Here is a 16,780-nt window from a genome sequence, read left to right on the forward strand (position 1 = left end):
TTCCCGGTATGATAGCTTTATATGTTGTCACCCGTGCATTATTAAAGTTGTCGCTATGATTGCAGCCAAAACACCCACTCGCAGACACTGGGAAGTGTTTGAGGTTTACAAAGCTAAGGTTGCTATCAAAATGGAGCCTGAAGAGTGCATATCCCATTTGAGTTGAGTATGCACAAAATCCTAAAGTAAATTTTCCTTATGCAAAATGGACTTGACTAGGGATAACAAATTAATCGAAGAGAAAACGAATGAATTTAAAGTTATAAAGAAAAATTAAGTCCAGCACCACTGAATATATCCCAAAGGATCAACAATCCCTTGAACCTGCCCAGGGCTATTTGTTATCTGCTGCCCGTTCACTCGCTTTTTGTAAGGTTGTCCACTTCGCCAATCGAATTCATCTACAAAAAGTTCTTTTCCTTGAATGAAAGCACTGAGGTAGTCTTCTAAATAGGGTTCTAAGTGCTTGTTGTACCGAGCATTAATTTGCCCTCTCATTGCCAATATCCAGTAACCATCCCAACCTGCACCTTGTAAATAATCAAGGTACTGTTGCTTCTTTTTAGAGTAATAATAACTATCAAAAGGCGATTCTTGCCAAATTCCTTTTTTTAGTAAACAAGCACGATCTGCGATATTTTCCCGTTGTTTTTTTCTTGTAATCCATGTCCAACTTTGGTTGCATGGACGCAAATACCAGTTTTGCGAAGGCAGATGAGTAACTTGGAAGAAGACGACGGGTTTTGGTCTAGATATCTGTGGATTCAGCTACCACTAACCAAAATGCCACCACTGGGTGCTAAAACAATCCATAACCTCTCAGTATTGCTTCAAAAACTTTACAAGGACTTAGAAAACTTGCCGTCTAAGACTTACCAACTGAATCTAAGTGGGCAACAAGTTTGGAAGGAATGGCATTGTTGGTGTGAAGAGCAGAAAGTTACTGAACCAAATTCCGCATTGAGAGCCATTTATCCAAAAGCAAAAGAGAGAGCAGCTAGAATTGCTCTCATTGTCCATTGTGTAAATGCCATTGTTGATGATCGCATACCGGAAACTATCGTACAAAGTGAGATATTGGAGGTAGCGATCGCATTTACAAAGTGGTTGATTGGTCAAGCTCGGCTTATTTATGCTGACTCTGGTATAACAATTCATCCAGATTCATCAAAAATTACTCGATTTGTAGAACGGTTTAGAGGGACAGGTTGGATTACGGCAAGGAAAGTTACTCACTGGTCATCAAGTCGTGAGAAACTAACTGCTGATACAGCTAGAGCATTCATGAAACAGATTGTTGATTTGGCTCATGCAGTTGATAATAAACAGTCTGGTAGAGCTTACCAAATCAAAATCAAAGATGATTTTGGTAAAAACTGGTAACAATTAACCTTAATTGCTTTGTGTAATAGACTTTGAAGCTCGTAATAAAAGCGTTAACAGATTGGTAACAAACACGAATAAAAGCTTGAATGCCTTGATGGAACCACACCTAATGATGGTAACAAAGCTCATCAATTATTTAATAATGAAGAGTATTTTGTTACCGTCGATATCTCTGCGTTCAAGTACTCGATATTAAAAAGGTGCAGTAAGTTCCAGGAAAAGGTTGTTACCTAATAGTTACCAAGTTTGTTATGGCTCTAGAAGGTTCCTCAACTAGAGAACCTACGAGAATTTGTTACCAAGTTACCAACTTTCAATTTTTAAGCAAGCGATCGTTGGGTTCGTTATATTGGGCAAATTTAAGATCGCGGTATGCAAGGTGTGGGTTTTCACTATTCAAAAGTTTCATGATTACTATGTACCTTGCCGAAAACTCAACTTCGCCAATGCAAAGAAGTTAATTCCCTTCAATAGATTTAGTGCAATTGTCTTCATTGTTTTTGCCCGTAAGCAATTTAACCATCATGTGTCACTAGAAATAGTACTTCAGTAGCGAGAACTTTTTATGCACACTGTTTTGGAAATCAGTAAAGTATCACTAACAGCAGGAGTTGAGGTATGATGAATATTCGTGAAGAGTTAAGAAAAGCTATGCTGGATTATGCTCAGAGAAAGGGATTTGCACCTTCAATACAACCTGAAGAATTGCCCCATTTGACACTAGAACATGATCAATCAATGCCCGAAAAAACTTTTGTTTCTGAACTGTGTCCTGTTCAGCCCAAAAATCATGATGTGAAGCTACTAACTTAAGTAATTCTCGGTTATTGATATTAAATTGGCCTTTATTTTGGGTTTGTTGTTGTAACTGCTCAATTTGATTTCGTAATTTCCGGATAGCTTCAGAAATGGCAGGGTTCACGTTCCGGCTATTATGAGTCAAGGTTTCTAATCCTGCTAACTGTCTTCGTACATCCTGTAATTCTGCTGATTCTTCTACAACACCTACATCTGCAAACTGAGCAATTTCATCCGCTCTAGTTGTTAAAGCCTCTATTACGGCATTTTCTAGGTCTGCTATTTTCACGCTATGGTTACGCTCGCATCGCCCTATGCGTTTCCTCGCACAGACAAAATATTTAATTACTCCTTTTGAACCACTAGCTACTACACAGCGACCACCACACTCACATTTTACTAATCCAGTCAGGGGATAAACTCCTCTACGATGCCCGAAACCTTTTACTCTACGGTTAAAATCTAAAATATCTTTAATTGTTTGCGCTTCTTCTCGACTGATTAGAGCTTCATGGGTATTGAGATGAATTTCTGGATTCTTCGACTTAGGATAATATACCAAATCACCTTGCAGAACAGGACTGGTAAGCCATTGTTTTAATGCGGTTTGCCAAAACTCTGAGTAACCATAGCGATTTTGAAAGTATCGACATCCCTCATTCAAAGATTTTTCTGTAATGTAGTGTTCAATCAAATCCCTTGCCATATCCGCTTTAGAATACTCTTTCTTATCAGCTAGCAAACATAGAAATGGTTCACGATTGGGGTAGAGTCGATAGTCCTTCACTATGTACCCAAACGGTGCATGTGAGGCACGTTTCTCATTTCGGAAATGCTCTTTACCTCGTCGAATGCGCTCCGAAAGGCGATCGCTCTCCATTTCCGCAAGAGCGCCCAGCATATTGACATGGAACTTTCCAGCAGCAGTAGACAGATCGATATTGTCATCCAACGCTACTAGCACACATTCTGATTCCTGGAACTCAGTCAAAACCTTATGCAGTGTAGGCAGGGAACGAGACAATCTATCAAGACTGGTAATAATAACTCGCTTAACTAAGCCACCTCGAACCCACTGCATAAGTTGCTGAAAATTAGAACGTTGGTCTTCTTTGCCCTCACGCCCAGATTCAGTGTCAGCTAATACAAGCTCTGCTCCTGCTGCCTTCAGACGAGCTATCTGCTGATCTAATGCCGCCGAGTTTTCTGCCTGTTCTCTAGACGAAACACGGGCATAGGCAATCACTTCGGGAATTTTAACAATTTTCTCCTGACTGTTCACAAGCACCAATACTTACCCAACTACTAGATAGTTTACCATCTAGCTCGCTATACCACTCTTTTTTCCATATAGGGGCATTGTGTTTGAGCGTATCAATAGCATATTGGCAAGCTTCAAAGGCCTCACTCCTATGGGGAGAACCCACAGCTACTAAAACGCTAATTTCTCCAACTTGCAAACGTCCAACACGATGATAAATCGCGACTCGATTCACATCAGACATAGATAAGCGAATATTAGCAGCAATTTGATAAAATATCTGCAACGCCATTGGTTCATAAGCTTGATACTCTAGAGCAATCACAAGTTTACCATCGGTTTGATTGCGAACCATGCCACTCATCACAACCACAGCACCGTTGGCTGGATCGTCGGATTTGGCGTAGATTTCTTCCAGAGACAATGGTGCAAAGGTAACGGCAAAACTATCTTCGGCTCTTGGTTTAACAGCAGAGGTAAGTGTGGTTGTCATAATTGCATTGATATTATGTGGGTTTTTTCTATTGTCTCTGAAGAAAGCGTTGCTGGCCTATGTTCACTAGCTCTTGTTAATGCTTTTGGGCAAAAAGGATTTTTGAAGTTGATAAATTTTGTTGCCGAGCAGGACAGCAATCAAGGGTTAAAATTATTTTCCCATAGTCAAAGTAATTTTATCTGTTAGCAATGATGAAATTTATGCGAGTATGCGTATAGGCGCTAGAGTTGATGCTTATATTGTCATGACAGTTGCTCATACAGGGTTTGGAATTAGCAAAGAAATATTAGATAAAAGATTTGAACCATTTTTTACCACAAAAGAATTGGGTAAAGGTTCAGGAATTGGGCTATCAACAATAATGGCAATTATTAAAGAACATGATGGTTTTATCACTGGATCAAGTATTAGTCATTAATCTGCATTATCTAGACGATCGCAGTCATATCTGCCTTTAATCTCTTGATTGAAAAAGCTGCCAATTGAGTCTGAGGAATGTAAATCTTCCCAAGTATCCTCATCTACGCCTAAGTACTGATAAACAGCTCCACTTTGAAACTCAACTTGCAAAATCTGTTCGTTGCGATCATAGCCTACAGCCATAGCCATTGATGAGACAACTGGTAGCATGACAATTGGTTCTTCTTCAAAGGGTAATGCAGTCGTTTCGGCAATTGCTTCGTTCAGTTCTTGCAATCCTTCATAAGCTTGTATCGGTGCCGGAATTTCCAAAAACTCTAGTTCGTTGCCTCGGTCGAGCAACAACTGCAAATATCCATCAGAGTGAGCGATCGCTACTAAACTGCTCAAGTCTACCTTAGATAGCTTCATTTATTTTCTACTCTCCTATTAGCGTAGTCGGGAGTGGTAAAGTTTTATGCAATATCAAGCGTTTTATAGTACATTTATACTAAAAAAGTACTTAGGTGTCAAGTTTTTCTCCTAAGAGAGAATTTTAGGTGTGTAGAGACGCTTTAGCAAAGCAGCACGCAGTGTTTTTCTCTGACATCCGCGGAAATACTCTTGATTAGGCTTGGGTGAATGGGCGTATTTGAGTCAGCTGCTGTAGAAATCTCTGGTTTGTGAGGGGAACTCAAGAGGCGAACTAAAAAATTGCATAAATGTTCAACTTGCCTCAGCTAAGTACTTGAAAATTTCAACCAATCTTTGTTGTATCTAGACTCAACTGAGTCTCCGTTGCTGTTTGTATGACTCAATTAGCTCACCCTTTTGGGTGAGTCATAGATCAACCGATCAGATGACCTGACTGAAGGAAGTTGAGATTAATAATAAAGAGGACTCTATTACTAAAGAACACCAATCGCATTTTACCTAAGTATAACTTATGAAACTTGCTACCTTAATAAATTCTGCACTTATTTTGGCTTCTATTACACTTGTACCCGGAATTGCTGGCGCTCAAACAGCTACTACCAATAATAGCGAAACAATAGTTTTTAACTCTAACAATTTATCCACTAATTCGACTTCTGTGAACTACCTCCAGCCTTTAAATCTAGTCACTTTTGCTTATCAAGGAGGTCTGCAACAACATGGTATTCCTAGCGGAGAAGCGCTAGTACTTAAAACTCTAAATAGAAATATTGCTGCGAAAGATTTGGTTAAAGCTGCTGTGAATGCAAATAAATTACCATCACAAGTTTTAAACGATCAAAATTATCTAAGTGCTGTTAATTTAGAACTCAACGTATTGCCAGATTATGCAGCTGCTGATTAATTTGGTTTTTCTTATATCTTTTAAGAAAGCTAAGTTGTTCAGTATGGTATATTTGTATGCTTGTTACTAAGGATAAAAGCCTTTGGTACATAGCGATCGCAGTGTATTAAAAGTATATAAGAAAGCTTGATATTGAAGAATAATTTCTAAATTTTGACATAAGTTGCATTTATCCTGTGCTAAAGCCATAGAAAATTGTATAATCGACAGCTTATCGATCAAAAATTTCCTTTTCTATAGAGAATGACAGAAGTAATACGATCCGGGGGCCTAAATAATATTGAGTCCATTGAGTTTGAAGAGCAGTGCTTAGAAAAAGCCAGAGAAACAGGCGATCGCAATGGAGAAGTCGTTTCTTTGGCAAGTTTGGGTAATGCTTACCATTCACTAGGTGAGTACCACCTAGCAATTGAGTTTTATCAGCAGTGGTTAGATATAGCTAAAGAAATAGGCGATCGTTTAGAAGAAGCCAAATCTTTATCTGGGTTGGGTAACGCTTACCAATCACTGGGAAAATACCAGCGAGCGATTGAATTTTATCACCAGTGGTTAAGTATTACCAGGAAAATAGGCGATCGCACTGGGGAAGGCATTTGCTTGGGAAGTTTGGGTAATACTTATGAATACCTGGCTAAGTACGAGCAAGCGATTGAATTCTATCACCAGTGGTTGAGTATAACCAAGAAAACAGGTGATTGGACTGGGGAAGGTATTTGCCTGGGAAGTTTGGGCAATACTTATGAATCATTAGGATCTTACCAACTAGCAATTGAGTTTTACCAACAATGGTTAGGGCTGGCAAAATTCATTAGCGATCGCAATGGTCAAAGCATGGCCTTGAGTGGATTGGGCGGTGCTTATAAGGCTTTAGGAAAGTACCAAAGGGCGTTTGAGTTTTATCAGCATTCATTAGAAATCAGAAGGGATCTTAATGACCCAAATGGGGAAGCAAACGCTTGGTTTAATTTGGGTTTGGTATTAGAAAGAATCAATCGAGAATCAGAAGCGATGGATGCCTTTTGCAATGCTCGTGAAATTTATCATGCAATGGGACTCGATGCCAGCCTGCAAGATTGTAACCATGCTATTGAGTTTCTTTCTCAAAATATTGCAAGCTCAACATCTGCCTTCTGGTTTAGAAGATGGTTAAGTCATTTGTCACAGTTGATCAAAACTGGTTCTAAATAAAGAGTGCTGAGTTCCGAGTTAAAAGACCCCTTTAATTTGCTCAGGACTCACCACGATACTGATTGAAAACTGCAATTGAGTTATTGCGATCGAAGGAAACCACAGAAAACGGATCTTTTCGATCCCCCATTTCCATCCCAGGAGTGCCTACAGGCATTTGAGGAACAGATAAACCAACAACATTTGGCTTTTCTTGAAGCAGACGTTTGATGTCGTCTGCGGGGACGTGTCCTTCGATAACATATCCATTAACAATTGCTGTGTGGCAAGATGACAAGTTATCCGGCACGTTGTACTTTTGTTTGACTGTTTCGATGTCAGGCGTAGAAAAATCTGTGATTTTAAAACCCTGTGCCTTTAAGTGCTCAATCCACCCGCCACAACAGTTACAATCTGGACTGTGATATACAGTGGCATTTAGCACTGTTGATTTTGATGGTGTCTGTTGCTCTTGGATGTGACTACTGCTAAAAACAGTTTGAGCATGACTCATAGGAGCAGTGCTTCCCAAGATGCTTAACACCCCTAATGTTAAAACCACTATTTGCACAGTGGCAGGCATCAAGATGGGACGTAACCATTTTTGCCAGCAATAAATCAATTGTTTGTGTGACATCTGATACTTCCTAAATACAACATTGCTTCCAAAACACTTTGCGTTTAAAAACACTACGATTTTAAATAAAAGAGATATGAGTAAAATTAAATATGTGTTATCCATAATCGAATGGCACGAAGAAAAGCGAAAATGCTTGCCAGATGAAGATTACAGCTTTTAATCAATGAATAGTGAAAGAATGGTCAAGCGATCGCTATTGAACTTTGGTTGACCATTAACAGCCATCAAATCGGTATAAGTACACATTGAGATTCAGGAATCCAAACTCGCAAGTCGCTGTTATACAAACGAAAATTGGTGTCTCTCAGTAAAAATCCCAAGTAAATTAAGAAGTTGCTAGCGGTGTCTCACGACAAGCCGCTTCTCTACGAGAGGTTACGCTAACGCGTCTACGCACTATGAGATTCCGAGCCTCCCGACATAGTAATAATCTCTCCATTGCATCATGGCGTTCTGGGTTGGTTTCTTCCATAGCCCGAAACTCGTCTAACGTCAGACGAGTTGTTATTACATCTGGGGGACTGGTTTGAGCAAAAACCACAATCAACCTCTTAAATAATTAGCTCTAAAACTATTATCAGCAAAGCAAAGAAGAATTGCCAATGAACGGTCGAATGCCGCAGCTTCCAAGTGAAAGTATGATGTACGCAATCGCCTTGTTGCGCATGTGTTTTATTGCCTTTGGCCAAGAATTCATTCAATTCACCAACGGCAAGGAAATATTATCAACTCTGCTAGCACGAATGGTACTAAGAAAAGATACAGCCCTTGATCTGACTAGTTCCCAGCCTGTAGGCTGGGAACTTATTCTTGGAGGCTCCGCCTCCAGTAGCTTGACAAGAGGCAGAGCCTCTTTTAAATACATTCCCAGCCTGGAGGCTGGGAACAAGATGACACAAGCCTTTGGGCTTTTCTTAGTACCATTCTCTGCTAGCACCTTGAAGTTAGTAACGATATCTTTAAATATGGAACGAATCTAGGCATTTATAAGTAAATCTTATAGTTATGATAGATTTTTTTCTACGTAATATACACTTTCTTGAAAAATTTCCAAGATCCTTTAATGGTAAAATGTTATAAAATCATGACATTAAGCAATATTCTATAGGACTTGTTAATTTAGCGTTAACAGGTCTATGTAAATGTTGCTCTTAATGTCTTGAATAAATAATCTAGTCGATGGCTTATCTACAATCTGGAAAGGTACTACTGTGTGCATTGTTATCTTTAGTTTATAAACCGATTTAAGATACTATTTTTGCTAACAAACTTGAGATAGATGTGTTTGTTTATTTCGGTATTGATAACTAGCTACAACATAATGTTATAACTCATATTTTCTAAGTTGATGCTTATTTATTAGTGTGGAGTTTATGAAAAGAATTTCCCCAAAAAAGCGAACTAATTCTGTCTATTTAAGATTATTTAATTACAAAAATCTTCACTTGAAATGGAATAATTACTGGTTTAAGATAACTGGAACCTGGCGGTCGTGTCCTCTAACATGTCCTATAGATAAACCTCATCACAGACATATTTTTTGGAGTTGGCTTGGTAGTTTCTTAGCAATCGCAGCAACGGCTTACTTGTCTATGAAAACACATTCTCCTCTGCTTATGGCTCCGTTTGGTGCTACTAGTGTATTGATATTTGGTGTACCAGACAGCCCTTTGGCTCAACCCCGTAATGTGATTGGTGGTAATCTTGTAGCTGCCTTAGTCAGCCTAATTATATTACATCTTTTCGGTTCATCACCTTGGACAATGGGAATGGCAGTAGCAACAGCCATTGGGATGATGCAGCTGACTGGAACTCTACACCCACCTTCAGGAGCAGTTGCCTTAGTCGTAATGATGACAAAAGCTCCTTGGCAATTTCTATTAACACCTGCTTTACAAGGTTCTATTATTTTGGTGCTTTGTGCTGTGGTTTTTAATAATCTGGCACAAGAGAGGACTTATCCCAAGCACTGGCTATAAGATTTTTAATCTTGTTTCTATCAAAGGTGGATCTGCTCACCACAAGTGTACAGTGACAAATAAAAAGTCGCTGTACTATATCCTAATAAAGCAAAAGTGATTCCTTATTAATCATCATATTTTCATGAAAACAAATCGCTTTTTTGAGGCGATCGTTCCATAATTGATATTTTGGGGGTTAGTTTACCTCCAATACTGTTCAGTTAAGAGACGCGATGAATCGCCGCTTCTACTCTACAATAATCAGTCTTTTGTCTTGACGGTGATTTTTCGCGTCTTTACGATTTATAATTTTCATCAAAAAACTTTAACCGAACCGTATTAAGTTTTATTCTGGTTTTTTGTGCCAATGCCCATCATCGACTTTTTCGTAATCGCGCTTTACCGCACTCCAAGCGACTCGAAAGGCACGTTCTTCTCCACCATATTGTTCTTGAGCGCTGTTAAATGTAGCCCGGAAAATTTCTTGGGCGTGCTTAGGTAAGTTTTCTTTGACTGAATCTGGTAAGTCTGCAATTTGTTTGTAAGGCATAACTTTTATTTCCCCAGTCTCATAGTTTTATTCTACCTTCATCAGTATCAAACTTTGGAAGTTTTGAAGAGTTTAAATATCTTCATCAGCAGCATATTGTTGACAGCGATATCTGCGGTGAGCTACGCTAACGCACACCGCCTGCATTGGTTAAAAGCCAGGTGCTATCACTGAATTTGAAGGCAGCATTTTCAGTTACTCAATACCGCTAAGAACTGCCACCATTTCGCCCAATAATTACACATCTTTAATAATTCCTCATTGAATTCTTAACTACGAACTACGAATTATTAATTACTTAAAGACGTGATGTTGTCAAAAAACTAATTGTTTGTGGTTTGAAACTCGATACACTCTCCCAATAATTAACCTGGTTAATATTTACCTTTAGCAAAGCAATATCTGGTTCGTCTAGTCCTTTAGGAAACCAGGTTTGAAGTTCTGGCTTCCATAGCTCTCGCATCTTGTTGCGGTCTTTCACAAGTTGTGCTGTACCTGAGATAGAAACGTATCGCTGCTGTTCGGGTGAAGAGAAACTAATATTGACTTGCTCATGGTGTTCAATTTCAGTCACCTTATGGGAACCAGCATAAGTAAAGAACCAGAGTATGCTATCAGAGTTAATCTCACCACTCTTTGACATGGGGTAACTATGCAAGCTGCCATCATCATCGACTGTGGTAAACATACCATAATCAATATCTTTGATTAGTTCATGCAGTTTTTGAATCTGTTGAGCGCGGTCTGTAGAAGTTGTCATTGTCTGTAATTTTTTCTCTATTTGTTGTCTGGGCTGTAATTTTTGATTACAACCAGATTTAATACTGATAAAGATATTTTTCAGTATTAACCTTTTTAGTTTCAATTGCGTGAGCCTAAAGGTCTAATTATAATAAAATTAGCTTTTTTAGTTATATCTATAGAGATATTTGTTGAGAGTGACTATTTTGTGCATATACAACTTTTAGGTATAGTGAGGTTAATTTGGTGCTTATTTCTTTGGACACAGGACTTATGCAACTGGCACAGGCGATCACTAATGACTGGTACTTTGGTACTATATAGCTGACGTAACTGGCAAAGGCGATCACTCCTAAAGTAGTATGTTTATACTAAAAAAATTCAGATGAAATGAACTAGATTAAAAATGTAAAGTGTCCCTTTTCACGCCAAACTTTTGGGCTGCGGCTCAGGTTACTGTAACGAATACTTTTGAATATGAAGTTTACTAAATTAGATTATTGCCAGTATCTACTTAGTAGTCAAATTAATTATACGATGACCAATTTGGCAGAGCATTTAGAGACTATTAGTCATAATGCAATTAACTACTCTTTGAAAAGAGAAAAGTTAACACCTCGGTTACTCTGGGATAATGTGAAAGAGGTAGTCGAGCCGGATACGAATGTTTACATAATATTTGATGATAGCATTTTAGATAAAAGGTATTCTGAATAAATAGAAAAAATTTATTATTGTCCTTTAAAAAACAATCGGTTGGTTAATGATACATTTGGACAAGAAAAATATAAACGGATTGAATTATTAGAATGGAACACTGAAGAATTAGACTGTGGTAAAATCATCAAAATTAAAGGCTTCACAGCTAAGACAAAAGTGACACTATTCCGGGTTACTGTTTCTACCAACAGAAGGGATTATATCGCTACTAACGATTTATCTCAAAGTTCCACGGATGTTGTACAACAGGTGTGTAAAATTCGTTGGAAAATCGAGGAGTTTCACAGAGAAATTAAACAATTAACTGGCATTGAATCTTGTCAATGCCGTCAAGCTAGGCTCCAAAGAAATCATATTGCTTGTGCAATGTTAGTTTGGGTTAGGTTAAAGAATTTAGCCTATACCACTAGTCAAACTATTTATCAAATCAAGCATAATCTGCTTTCTAATTATTTAATTCAGCAACTAAAACGCCCAAGTATTCTTATGTGCTTGGTTTGATTGAAATTTTCCCGTGGCAGGGTTGCGACCTGCACGCTATTTGTGCCAGTTGCGTAAGTCCTGAATAAAAAAGGGCAAGATATTATTGTTGCCAGTCGTTGGGCTTTAATGCGCGATCGCAACGGGCAAGCAATATATATTTTAACCGTAAATACTGATATTACCGAAAAAAAGCATTTAGAAACTCAAGTTTTACGGGCGCAACGTTTAGAAAGTATTGGCACCCTAGCTAGTGGCATAGCTCATGACCTGAACAATATACTGACTCCGATTTTAACGACAGCACAATTGTTACAGATGAAAATGGCCGATACCGATGAGCGTAATCAACAGATGTTAAAAACTATAGAAAATAATTTTAAGCGTGGGGCTGCTTTAGTCAACCAAGTCTTGCAGTTTGCTCGAGGAATTGATGGTCAGCGTACCGTTGTGCAAATGAACCATTTATTTTCAGAAATTCAGCAAATTGTCCAAGAGACTTTTCCAAAATCGATTGAATTGACAGAGTATATTCAGCCTGAACTTTGGGCTGTAATTGGTGATGCAACGCACCTACATCAACTGCTGATCAACTTAGTAGTTAATGCTCGTGATGCTATGCCCAAAGGTGGCCATATCGAAATTTCTGCGGAAAATCTCTTGATTGATGAAGATTATGCACGCATGAATCTGGATGCCCATGTTGGCCCTTACATTGCTATTACTGTTGCAGATACAGGCATGGGGATGCGCTCAGAGATTATCGATAGAATCTTCGAGCCATTTTTTACTACTAAAGAGATTGGCAAAGGTACAGGATTGGGTTTATCTACCGCCAAAGGTATCATCCAAAGTCATGGTGGTTTTGTAACTGTGACTAGTCAAGTCAGCAAAGGTACGGAATTTAAAGTTTACTTGCCGGCAGTGGAAGTAGCAAAAACGCCTCTAGTAGAAGACCTGGAGTTATTTAAAGGTAATGGAGAATTAATTTTAGTTGTTGATGACGAAACCAGAATTTTAGAAACTACTAAAATATTATTAGAAGTTTACAGTTACAGAGTACTGACAGCTAGTAATGGGATTGAAGCGATCGCGCTCTATGTTCAACACGAAGATGAAATAAGCGTAGTGTTGATGGATATGATGATGCCCTTAATGGATGGTGCAACTGCTATCACTACGTTGCAAAAAATTAATTCCCAGGTCAAGGTTGTGGCTGTTAGCGGTCTGAACGTTAGTGATAAACTGGCTAAGATCCCTGGAATTAAAAAGTTTATTGCTAAACCATATACGACCAAGGAGTTATTGCAGACTTTACACAGTATTCTTGTGCAGAAATCCACAAACCCAAACTTATATATTGCACCTAGTAAAACACTTTTTAAGTAGTCACTAGGCAAGATCAATCAGCCATACCCAACAGCAACAGCAAGAGCAATGCCTACAGTTTTTGCACTTCCTACGCAACCAAACGCCCAACTTTCTTAGGCCATCCATTCAGTCCACTGTGGGGCATCTGTCACGCAGTTGCTACTTCTACCGAGAGTGATGCAGTTTGTAGATATTGAGTTATCCTTGCTTACTATTAAACTTATACACTTAGCCGTATTTTCTCGTAATTTATTTCAAAAATCAAATAGGATTCCTATAGTCCAGAATTAGCATCTGAAAATTGGCAGCGTCTTTATCATTCGTGACTCACGTTATGAAGCTATCATTTATCTTCAAAATGGTAATTTATACTTTAGGCAATACTTTTGTGATGTCGGCAAAATCTGAGATAAGCTCAATGTAGCGTTCAGACATGATTGGGTTATGAAGAATAAAATCTGTTTTGGATGCTCAGGTATCGGAGCTTATATGCCAAAGTTCTTGGTATTTAGCGCCTACGTTGTGATTACTGTTTCGGCTTTCTCGCTGTCTGGCTGTATACGCGAAAAAACAAAAAAAATTGTCGGATTTTCGCAGACGGAGAACATCGGGCCGTGGCGCATTGCCGAAACAAACAGCATTAAGGAAGAGGCCGCCAAGCGTAAGCAAACTTATGATTTTTTGATGACGGATGCCCAGGGACAGACATCGAAGCAATTTGCCGACATTGAGGATCTAATCGCACGACAAGTTGATGTGATATTTCTTGCACCACGTGAGTATGAGGGCCTCACGCCTGCACTCGAAGCAGCGAGAGCGGCAAAAATACCGGTTTTTCTCATCGACCGTGAAGCGGCGGGAAGACCAGGCGAACATTTCGTCAGCTTTCTTGGGTCGGATTTTATCGCCCAAGGCCGCCGCGTTGGCGAATGGCTGGCTAAGGCAAGCAATGGTAAGGCATCCATCGTGGAACTTACCGGAACAGCTGGTTCATCGGTCGCAATCGATCGGGCTAAGGGGTTTCGTAATGCGATCGCCAATTATCCCAACATGAAAATCATCGCCACGCAGACGGCGGATTTTTCACGGGCTGCGGCCCAGCGTGTAATGGAAAACATCATCCAGGCTAAAGGTTCTGACATTACCACAGTGTATGCTCACAACGACGAAATGGCACTAGGTGCTATCCAGGCTCTCAAATCCGCAGGTATGAAGCCTGGTAAGGATGTGATGGTCGGTTCAATTGATGGTCAGAAAGCTGCGCTTGAGGCGATAATCCGTGGTGAGCTTGGTGTTAGTGTCGAGTCGAACCCGCGTTTTGGCCCACTTGTTTTTGCCACGATGGAAGAGTATTTTGCTGGCAAGAAAATTCCTCCTCGGATTATTCTCAAGGACAGACTCTTCGACGTGACCAACGCCAAGGATTTCGTAGATGAAGCATACTAGTACCACAAGGCAGAAGTCAAAAGGAATCTAGCGTAAGAGTTTTGTTAATTTGGAATGGGTGGTTTATTCACGCCGTGCTGTACTAGGTAGTTCTCACCCTAAAATAGAAAAAAGATAACCTAAAATTATCCTGAACTTCCACGATGGACAAAAAACATTATTAAGGAGGTTTAACGCGTCATGGCTGCCACAAAGTCTCTTGAGCTTGCAAGTGTGCGGTATCTTGGCAAGCTCATCACCTCCCAAGGCGTGCTGCTCATACTCCTTAGCTTGGCTGTTTTTGCATCCTTTCGTTATGAAACGTTCCTGACACCTGTTAATCTGATGAACATCATGCGACAGAACAGTATGCTGGCGATCGTGGCGCTGGGCATGACTGTCGTGATTCTGAGTGGAGGAATCGATCTGTCCGTGGGTTCCCTTGTTGCGCTAGGCGGTGTTATCGCAGCAATGCTTGCTGGACAAGGAAGCTTTGTGGCGATCGTCGCCGGCATTGCTAGCACCACGTTGCTGGGTGTAGTCAATGGTCTTTTGGTGTCTCGCGCGCGGCTTCAGCCGTTCGTTGTTACTTTATTCACTGCCAGCGCTGCACGTGGGCTGGCGTTGAGCATCACCGAGGAGAGGTCGATCGCCGTACCCTCAGCAGCATCAGGACTTGTTTGGCTGGGTAGGGGGTTCATTGGTTGGGTTCCTGTACCTGTGTTGATAGTTGCACTCTTATATTTTGCAGCTTGGTTTATGCTGCACAGAAGCCGATTAGGTTTGCACATATTCGCTATTGGCAACAATGAGGAAGCCTCCCGACTTATGGGCGTGAACCCAAACCGAGTAAAGCTAGCAGTCTACACATTTAGCGGGTTACTTTCAGGGCTTGCTGGTATTATTCTCGCAGGTCGTCTAGGGGCGGGTCAGCCTGTGGCTGCCTTTGGCTGGGAGACGGATGCGATCGCCGCCACCGTCATGGGAGGAACGTTTCTTGCAGGGGGTCAGGGGAGCGTCTTCCCGACACTAGTCGGTGTACTTTTACTAGGAATGATGTACAACCTTTTAAATCTTGAAGGAACCATTACTCCTTGGTGGCAGCTCGTACTCCGTGGTGGGTTCTTACTTTTGGTCGTGCTTTTTCAGCAGCGTATTGTGTACAGAGGCTAATGTCAGTAGATTGAAAATCTTAACTCGACTCAATCACTGCGAAGATGGCTGCTTCAGACATTTGGAATTAAGAGACAGACGACTCTACCGTTCAAGTCACCGTACATTTGAAAATTATTGCCGCGATCGCTTTGGGCATAGCTGTCAAAAATCGAAAATCCCGAACCACATCAATGCGGAAGGGAAAAATTGTTGGAGATTGTGACAAGTTAGTTACTTGGTACAAACCTAAAATCTGCCCTAAAGGATTGAGCCTAGATCAATTTGGGCTGCTACCCCCAACTATAACTGTGCGAGAGTGCTATAAAGTCATGAAAACGTTCTAAATTGGTTTAATTCAGTGTGGTCTATTTTTTGAGCCTATTCGATAGCTATTATTGTGGTTTTTTTGATCGCAAACTGCTGTAAATAAACTATAAAAATTGGGACTGAGAAATAAATCTCAGTCCCGATAAAAAAGCGGGCTAACCGCTACTTATATGGTTAACCCGTGCAGCTTTGGGAACGCGCAGAGAAATTGTTATTGCAATACCAACTTCACATTGGCGTTTTGCAGACCGCGCTGTTTAACTTCAGCCAAAGTTTTGTTAACGGCATACTTTTGGTTGATTGAGTTGATCAACTCGGTTTGGTTGTGCTTCTTAGCAACGCCCCACAAGTCAGCGATTAGGTCAAAAGAACCATCGCCATTGCGAGACCAGCCGAGGTCATATTCGCCTTCCAACACGGCAACGATGTCAGAACGGACACGCTGACCGTTATAACCACGGACATCAGCTTCAGTCTTTACGCTGATACCGAGGTCGCGCAAGGAAGCCTTGAGGATTTCGGCATCGGTGATTTTGGTACGCAGGGTGCTAAAGTGAGACATTT

General features: G+C 40.3%; 19 protein-coding genes and 2 pseudogenes. 10 read left to right on the forward strand and 11 right to left on the reverse strand.

What is annotated here, in order from left to right; translation table 11 throughout:
* Window positions 1-273: 273 nt before the first annotated feature.
* Window positions 274-693, reverse strand: coding sequence for a hypothetical protein (locus RMY16_RS11115; protein ID WP_322736404.1), 420 nt, complete (start codon window positions 691-693; stop codon window positions 274-276).
* Window positions 694-714: 21 nt separating this feature from the next.
* On the opposite strand from RMY16_RS11115, the gene RMY16_RS11120 reads away from it, so the two are divergent.
* The gene (locus RMY16_RS11120) at window positions 715-1,383 is read left to right on the forward strand and encodes a DUF3987 domain-containing protein (RefSeq protein WP_322736405.1); all 669 of its coding nucleotides are present in this window, start codon (window positions 715-717) and stop codon (window positions 1,381-1,383) included.
* A 652-nt stretch (window positions 1,384-2,035) separates the two neighbouring features.
* Here the strand turns inward: RMY16_RS11120 and xisF are convergent.
* Together xisF and RMY16_RS11130 are read right to left on the reverse strand one after the other, a co-directional pair.
* Entirely contained in the window at window positions 2,036-3,466 is a 1,431-nt protein-coding gene (xisF, locus tag RMY16_RS11125) for a fdxN element excision recombinase XisF (protein ID WP_322736406.1), read from the reverse strand.
* Window positions 3,441-3,938: a molybdenum cofactor biosynthesis protein MoaE gene (locus RMY16_RS11130; protein WP_322736407.1), complete on the reverse strand. Its 498-nt coding sequence runs from the start codon at window positions 3,936-3,938 to the stop codon at window positions 3,441-3,443. The genes xisF and RMY16_RS11130 overlap by 26 nt, the downstream gene beginning before the upstream one ends.
* A 211-nt stretch (window positions 3,939-4,149) precedes the next feature.
* On the opposite strand from RMY16_RS11130, the gene RMY16_RS11135 reads away from it, so the two are divergent.
* Entirely contained in the window at window positions 4,150-4,359 is a 210-nt protein-coding gene (locus tag RMY16_RS11135) for an ATP-binding protein (protein ID WP_322736408.1), read from the forward strand.
* Here RMY16_RS11135 and RMY16_RS11140 read toward each other — a convergent pair.
* The gene (locus tag RMY16_RS11140) at window positions 4,356-4,772 is read right to left on the reverse strand and encodes a KTSC domain-containing protein (protein WP_322662161.1); all 417 of its coding nucleotides are present in this window, start codon (window positions 4,770-4,772) and stop codon (window positions 4,356-4,358) included. The two genes, RMY16_RS11135 and RMY16_RS11140, sit on opposite strands and share 4 nt — an antisense overlap.
* A 514-nt stretch (window positions 4,773-5,286) precedes the next feature.
* Between RMY16_RS11140 and RMY16_RS11145 the strand changes: the two genes are divergently transcribed.
* Window positions 5,287-5,679 carry a hypothetical protein gene (locus RMY16_RS11145; protein ID WP_322736409.1) on the forward strand — a complete coding sequence of 131 codons (393 nt, stop codon included), beginning with the start codon at window positions 5,287-5,289 and terminating at the stop codon, window positions 5,677-5,679.
* 66 nt (window positions 5,680-5,745) lie between these two features.
* Here the strand turns inward: RMY16_RS11145 and RMY16_RS11150 are convergent, their stop codons facing one another.
* Window positions 5,746-5,868 carry a hypothetical protein gene (locus RMY16_RS11150; protein WP_322736410.1) on the reverse strand — a complete coding sequence of 41 codons (123 nt, stop codon included), beginning with the start codon at window positions 5,866-5,868 and terminating at the stop codon, window positions 5,746-5,748.
* Window positions 5,869-5,922: 54 nt separating this feature from the next.
* On the opposite strand from RMY16_RS11150, the gene RMY16_RS11155 reads away from it, so the two are divergent.
* On the forward strand, window positions 5,923-6,867 hold the full coding sequence (locus RMY16_RS11155) for a tetratricopeptide repeat protein (protein WP_322736411.1): 945 nt from the start codon (window positions 5,923-5,925) through the stop codon (window positions 6,865-6,867).
* A 40-nt stretch (window positions 6,868-6,907) separates the two neighbouring features.
* Here the strand turns inward: RMY16_RS11155 and RMY16_RS11160 are convergent, their stop codons facing one another.
* Entirely contained in the window at window positions 6,908-7,483 is a 576-nt protein-coding gene (locus tag RMY16_RS11160) for a DUF411 domain-containing protein (RefSeq protein ID WP_322736412.1), read from the reverse strand.
* Window positions 7,484-7,811: 328 nt separating this feature from the next.
* Window positions 7,812-8,027 (reverse strand): hypothetical protein, encoded by a 216-nt coding sequence (locus RMY16_RS11165; protein ID WP_322736413.1) that lies wholly within the window; start codon window positions 8,025-8,027, stop codon window positions 7,812-7,814.
* Window positions 8,028-8,088: 61 nt separating this feature from the next.
* Here RMY16_RS11165 and RMY16_RS11170 point away from each other — a divergent pair, with 61 nt between their 5' ends.
* Together RMY16_RS11170 and RMY16_RS11175 are read left to right on the forward strand one after the other, a co-directional pair.
* Window positions 8,089-8,466 carry a hypothetical protein gene (locus tag RMY16_RS11170; protein WP_322736414.1) on the forward strand — a complete coding sequence of 126 codons (378 nt, stop codon included), beginning with the start codon at window positions 8,089-8,091 and terminating at the stop codon, window positions 8,464-8,466.
* A 612-nt stretch (window positions 8,467-9,078) separates the two neighbouring features.
* Window positions 9,079-9,465: an HPP family protein gene (locus RMY16_RS11175; protein ID WP_322662171.1), complete on the forward strand. Its 387-nt coding sequence runs from the start codon at window positions 9,079-9,081 to the stop codon at window positions 9,463-9,465.
* 328 nt (window positions 9,466-9,793) lie between these two features.
* On the opposite strand, the gene RMY16_RS11180 is transcribed toward RMY16_RS11175, so the two are convergent.
* The gene (locus RMY16_RS11180; protein WP_322736415.1) at window positions 9,794-9,997 is read right to left on the reverse strand and encodes a ChaB family protein; all 204 of its coding nucleotides are present in this window, start codon (window positions 9,995-9,997) and stop codon (window positions 9,794-9,796) included.
* A gap of 298 nt (window positions 9,998-10,295) precedes the next feature.
* Entirely contained in the window at window positions 10,296-10,757 is a 462-nt protein-coding gene (locus tag RMY16_RS11185) for a pyridoxamine 5'-phosphate oxidase family protein (RefSeq protein WP_322736416.1), read from the reverse strand.
* Between the two features lie 458 nt (window positions 10,758-11,215).
* Between RMY16_RS11185 and RMY16_RS11190 the strand changes: the two are divergent.
* The 4 genes and pseudogenes from RMY16_RS11190 to RMY16_RS11205 all read left to right on the forward strand — a co-directional run bounded on the left by RMY16_RS11190 (window position 11,216) and on the right by RMY16_RS11205 (window position 15,907).
* Window positions 11,216-11,959, forward strand: a pseudogene (locus RMY16_RS11190) (transposase).
* 60 nt (window positions 11,960-12,019) lie between these two features.
* Window positions 12,020-13,327, forward strand: a pseudogene (locus tag RMY16_RS11195) (ATP-binding protein); the annotation flags it as partial.
* A 426-nt stretch (window positions 13,328-13,753) separates the two neighbouring features.
* Window positions 13,754-14,755: an ABC transporter substrate-binding protein gene (locus RMY16_RS11200; RefSeq protein WP_322736417.1), complete on the forward strand. Its 1,002-nt coding sequence runs from the start codon at window positions 13,754-13,756 to the stop codon at window positions 14,753-14,755.
* A 333-nt stretch (window positions 14,756-15,088) separates the two neighbouring features.
* Complete coding sequence (locus tag RMY16_RS11205) at window positions 15,089-15,907, forward strand: ABC transporter permease (protein WP_322736418.1); 819 nt, start codon at window positions 15,089-15,091, stop codon at window positions 15,905-15,907.
* 91 nt (window positions 15,908-15,998) lie between these two features.
* On the opposite strand, the gene RMY16_RS11210 is transcribed toward RMY16_RS11205, so the two are convergent.
* Window positions 15,999-16,133, reverse strand: a complete 135-nt coding sequence (locus RMY16_RS11210) for a hypothetical protein (RefSeq protein WP_322736422.1) — start codon at window positions 16,131-16,133, stop codon at window positions 15,999-16,001.
* A gap of 294 nt (window positions 16,134-16,427) precedes the next feature.
* Complete coding sequence (locus RMY16_RS11215; protein ID WP_094350625.1) at window positions 16,428-16,778, reverse strand: DUF1257 domain-containing protein; 351 nt, start codon at window positions 16,776-16,778, stop codon at window positions 16,428-16,430.
* Window positions 16,779-16,780 lie beyond the last annotated feature (2 nt).

It is taken from the genome of Nostoc sp. DedQUE12b (assembly GCF_034530835.1).
In the GTDB taxonomy this organism is placed as follows: Bacteria; Cyanobacteriota; Cyanobacteriia; order Cyanobacteriales; family Nostocaceae; genus Nostoc.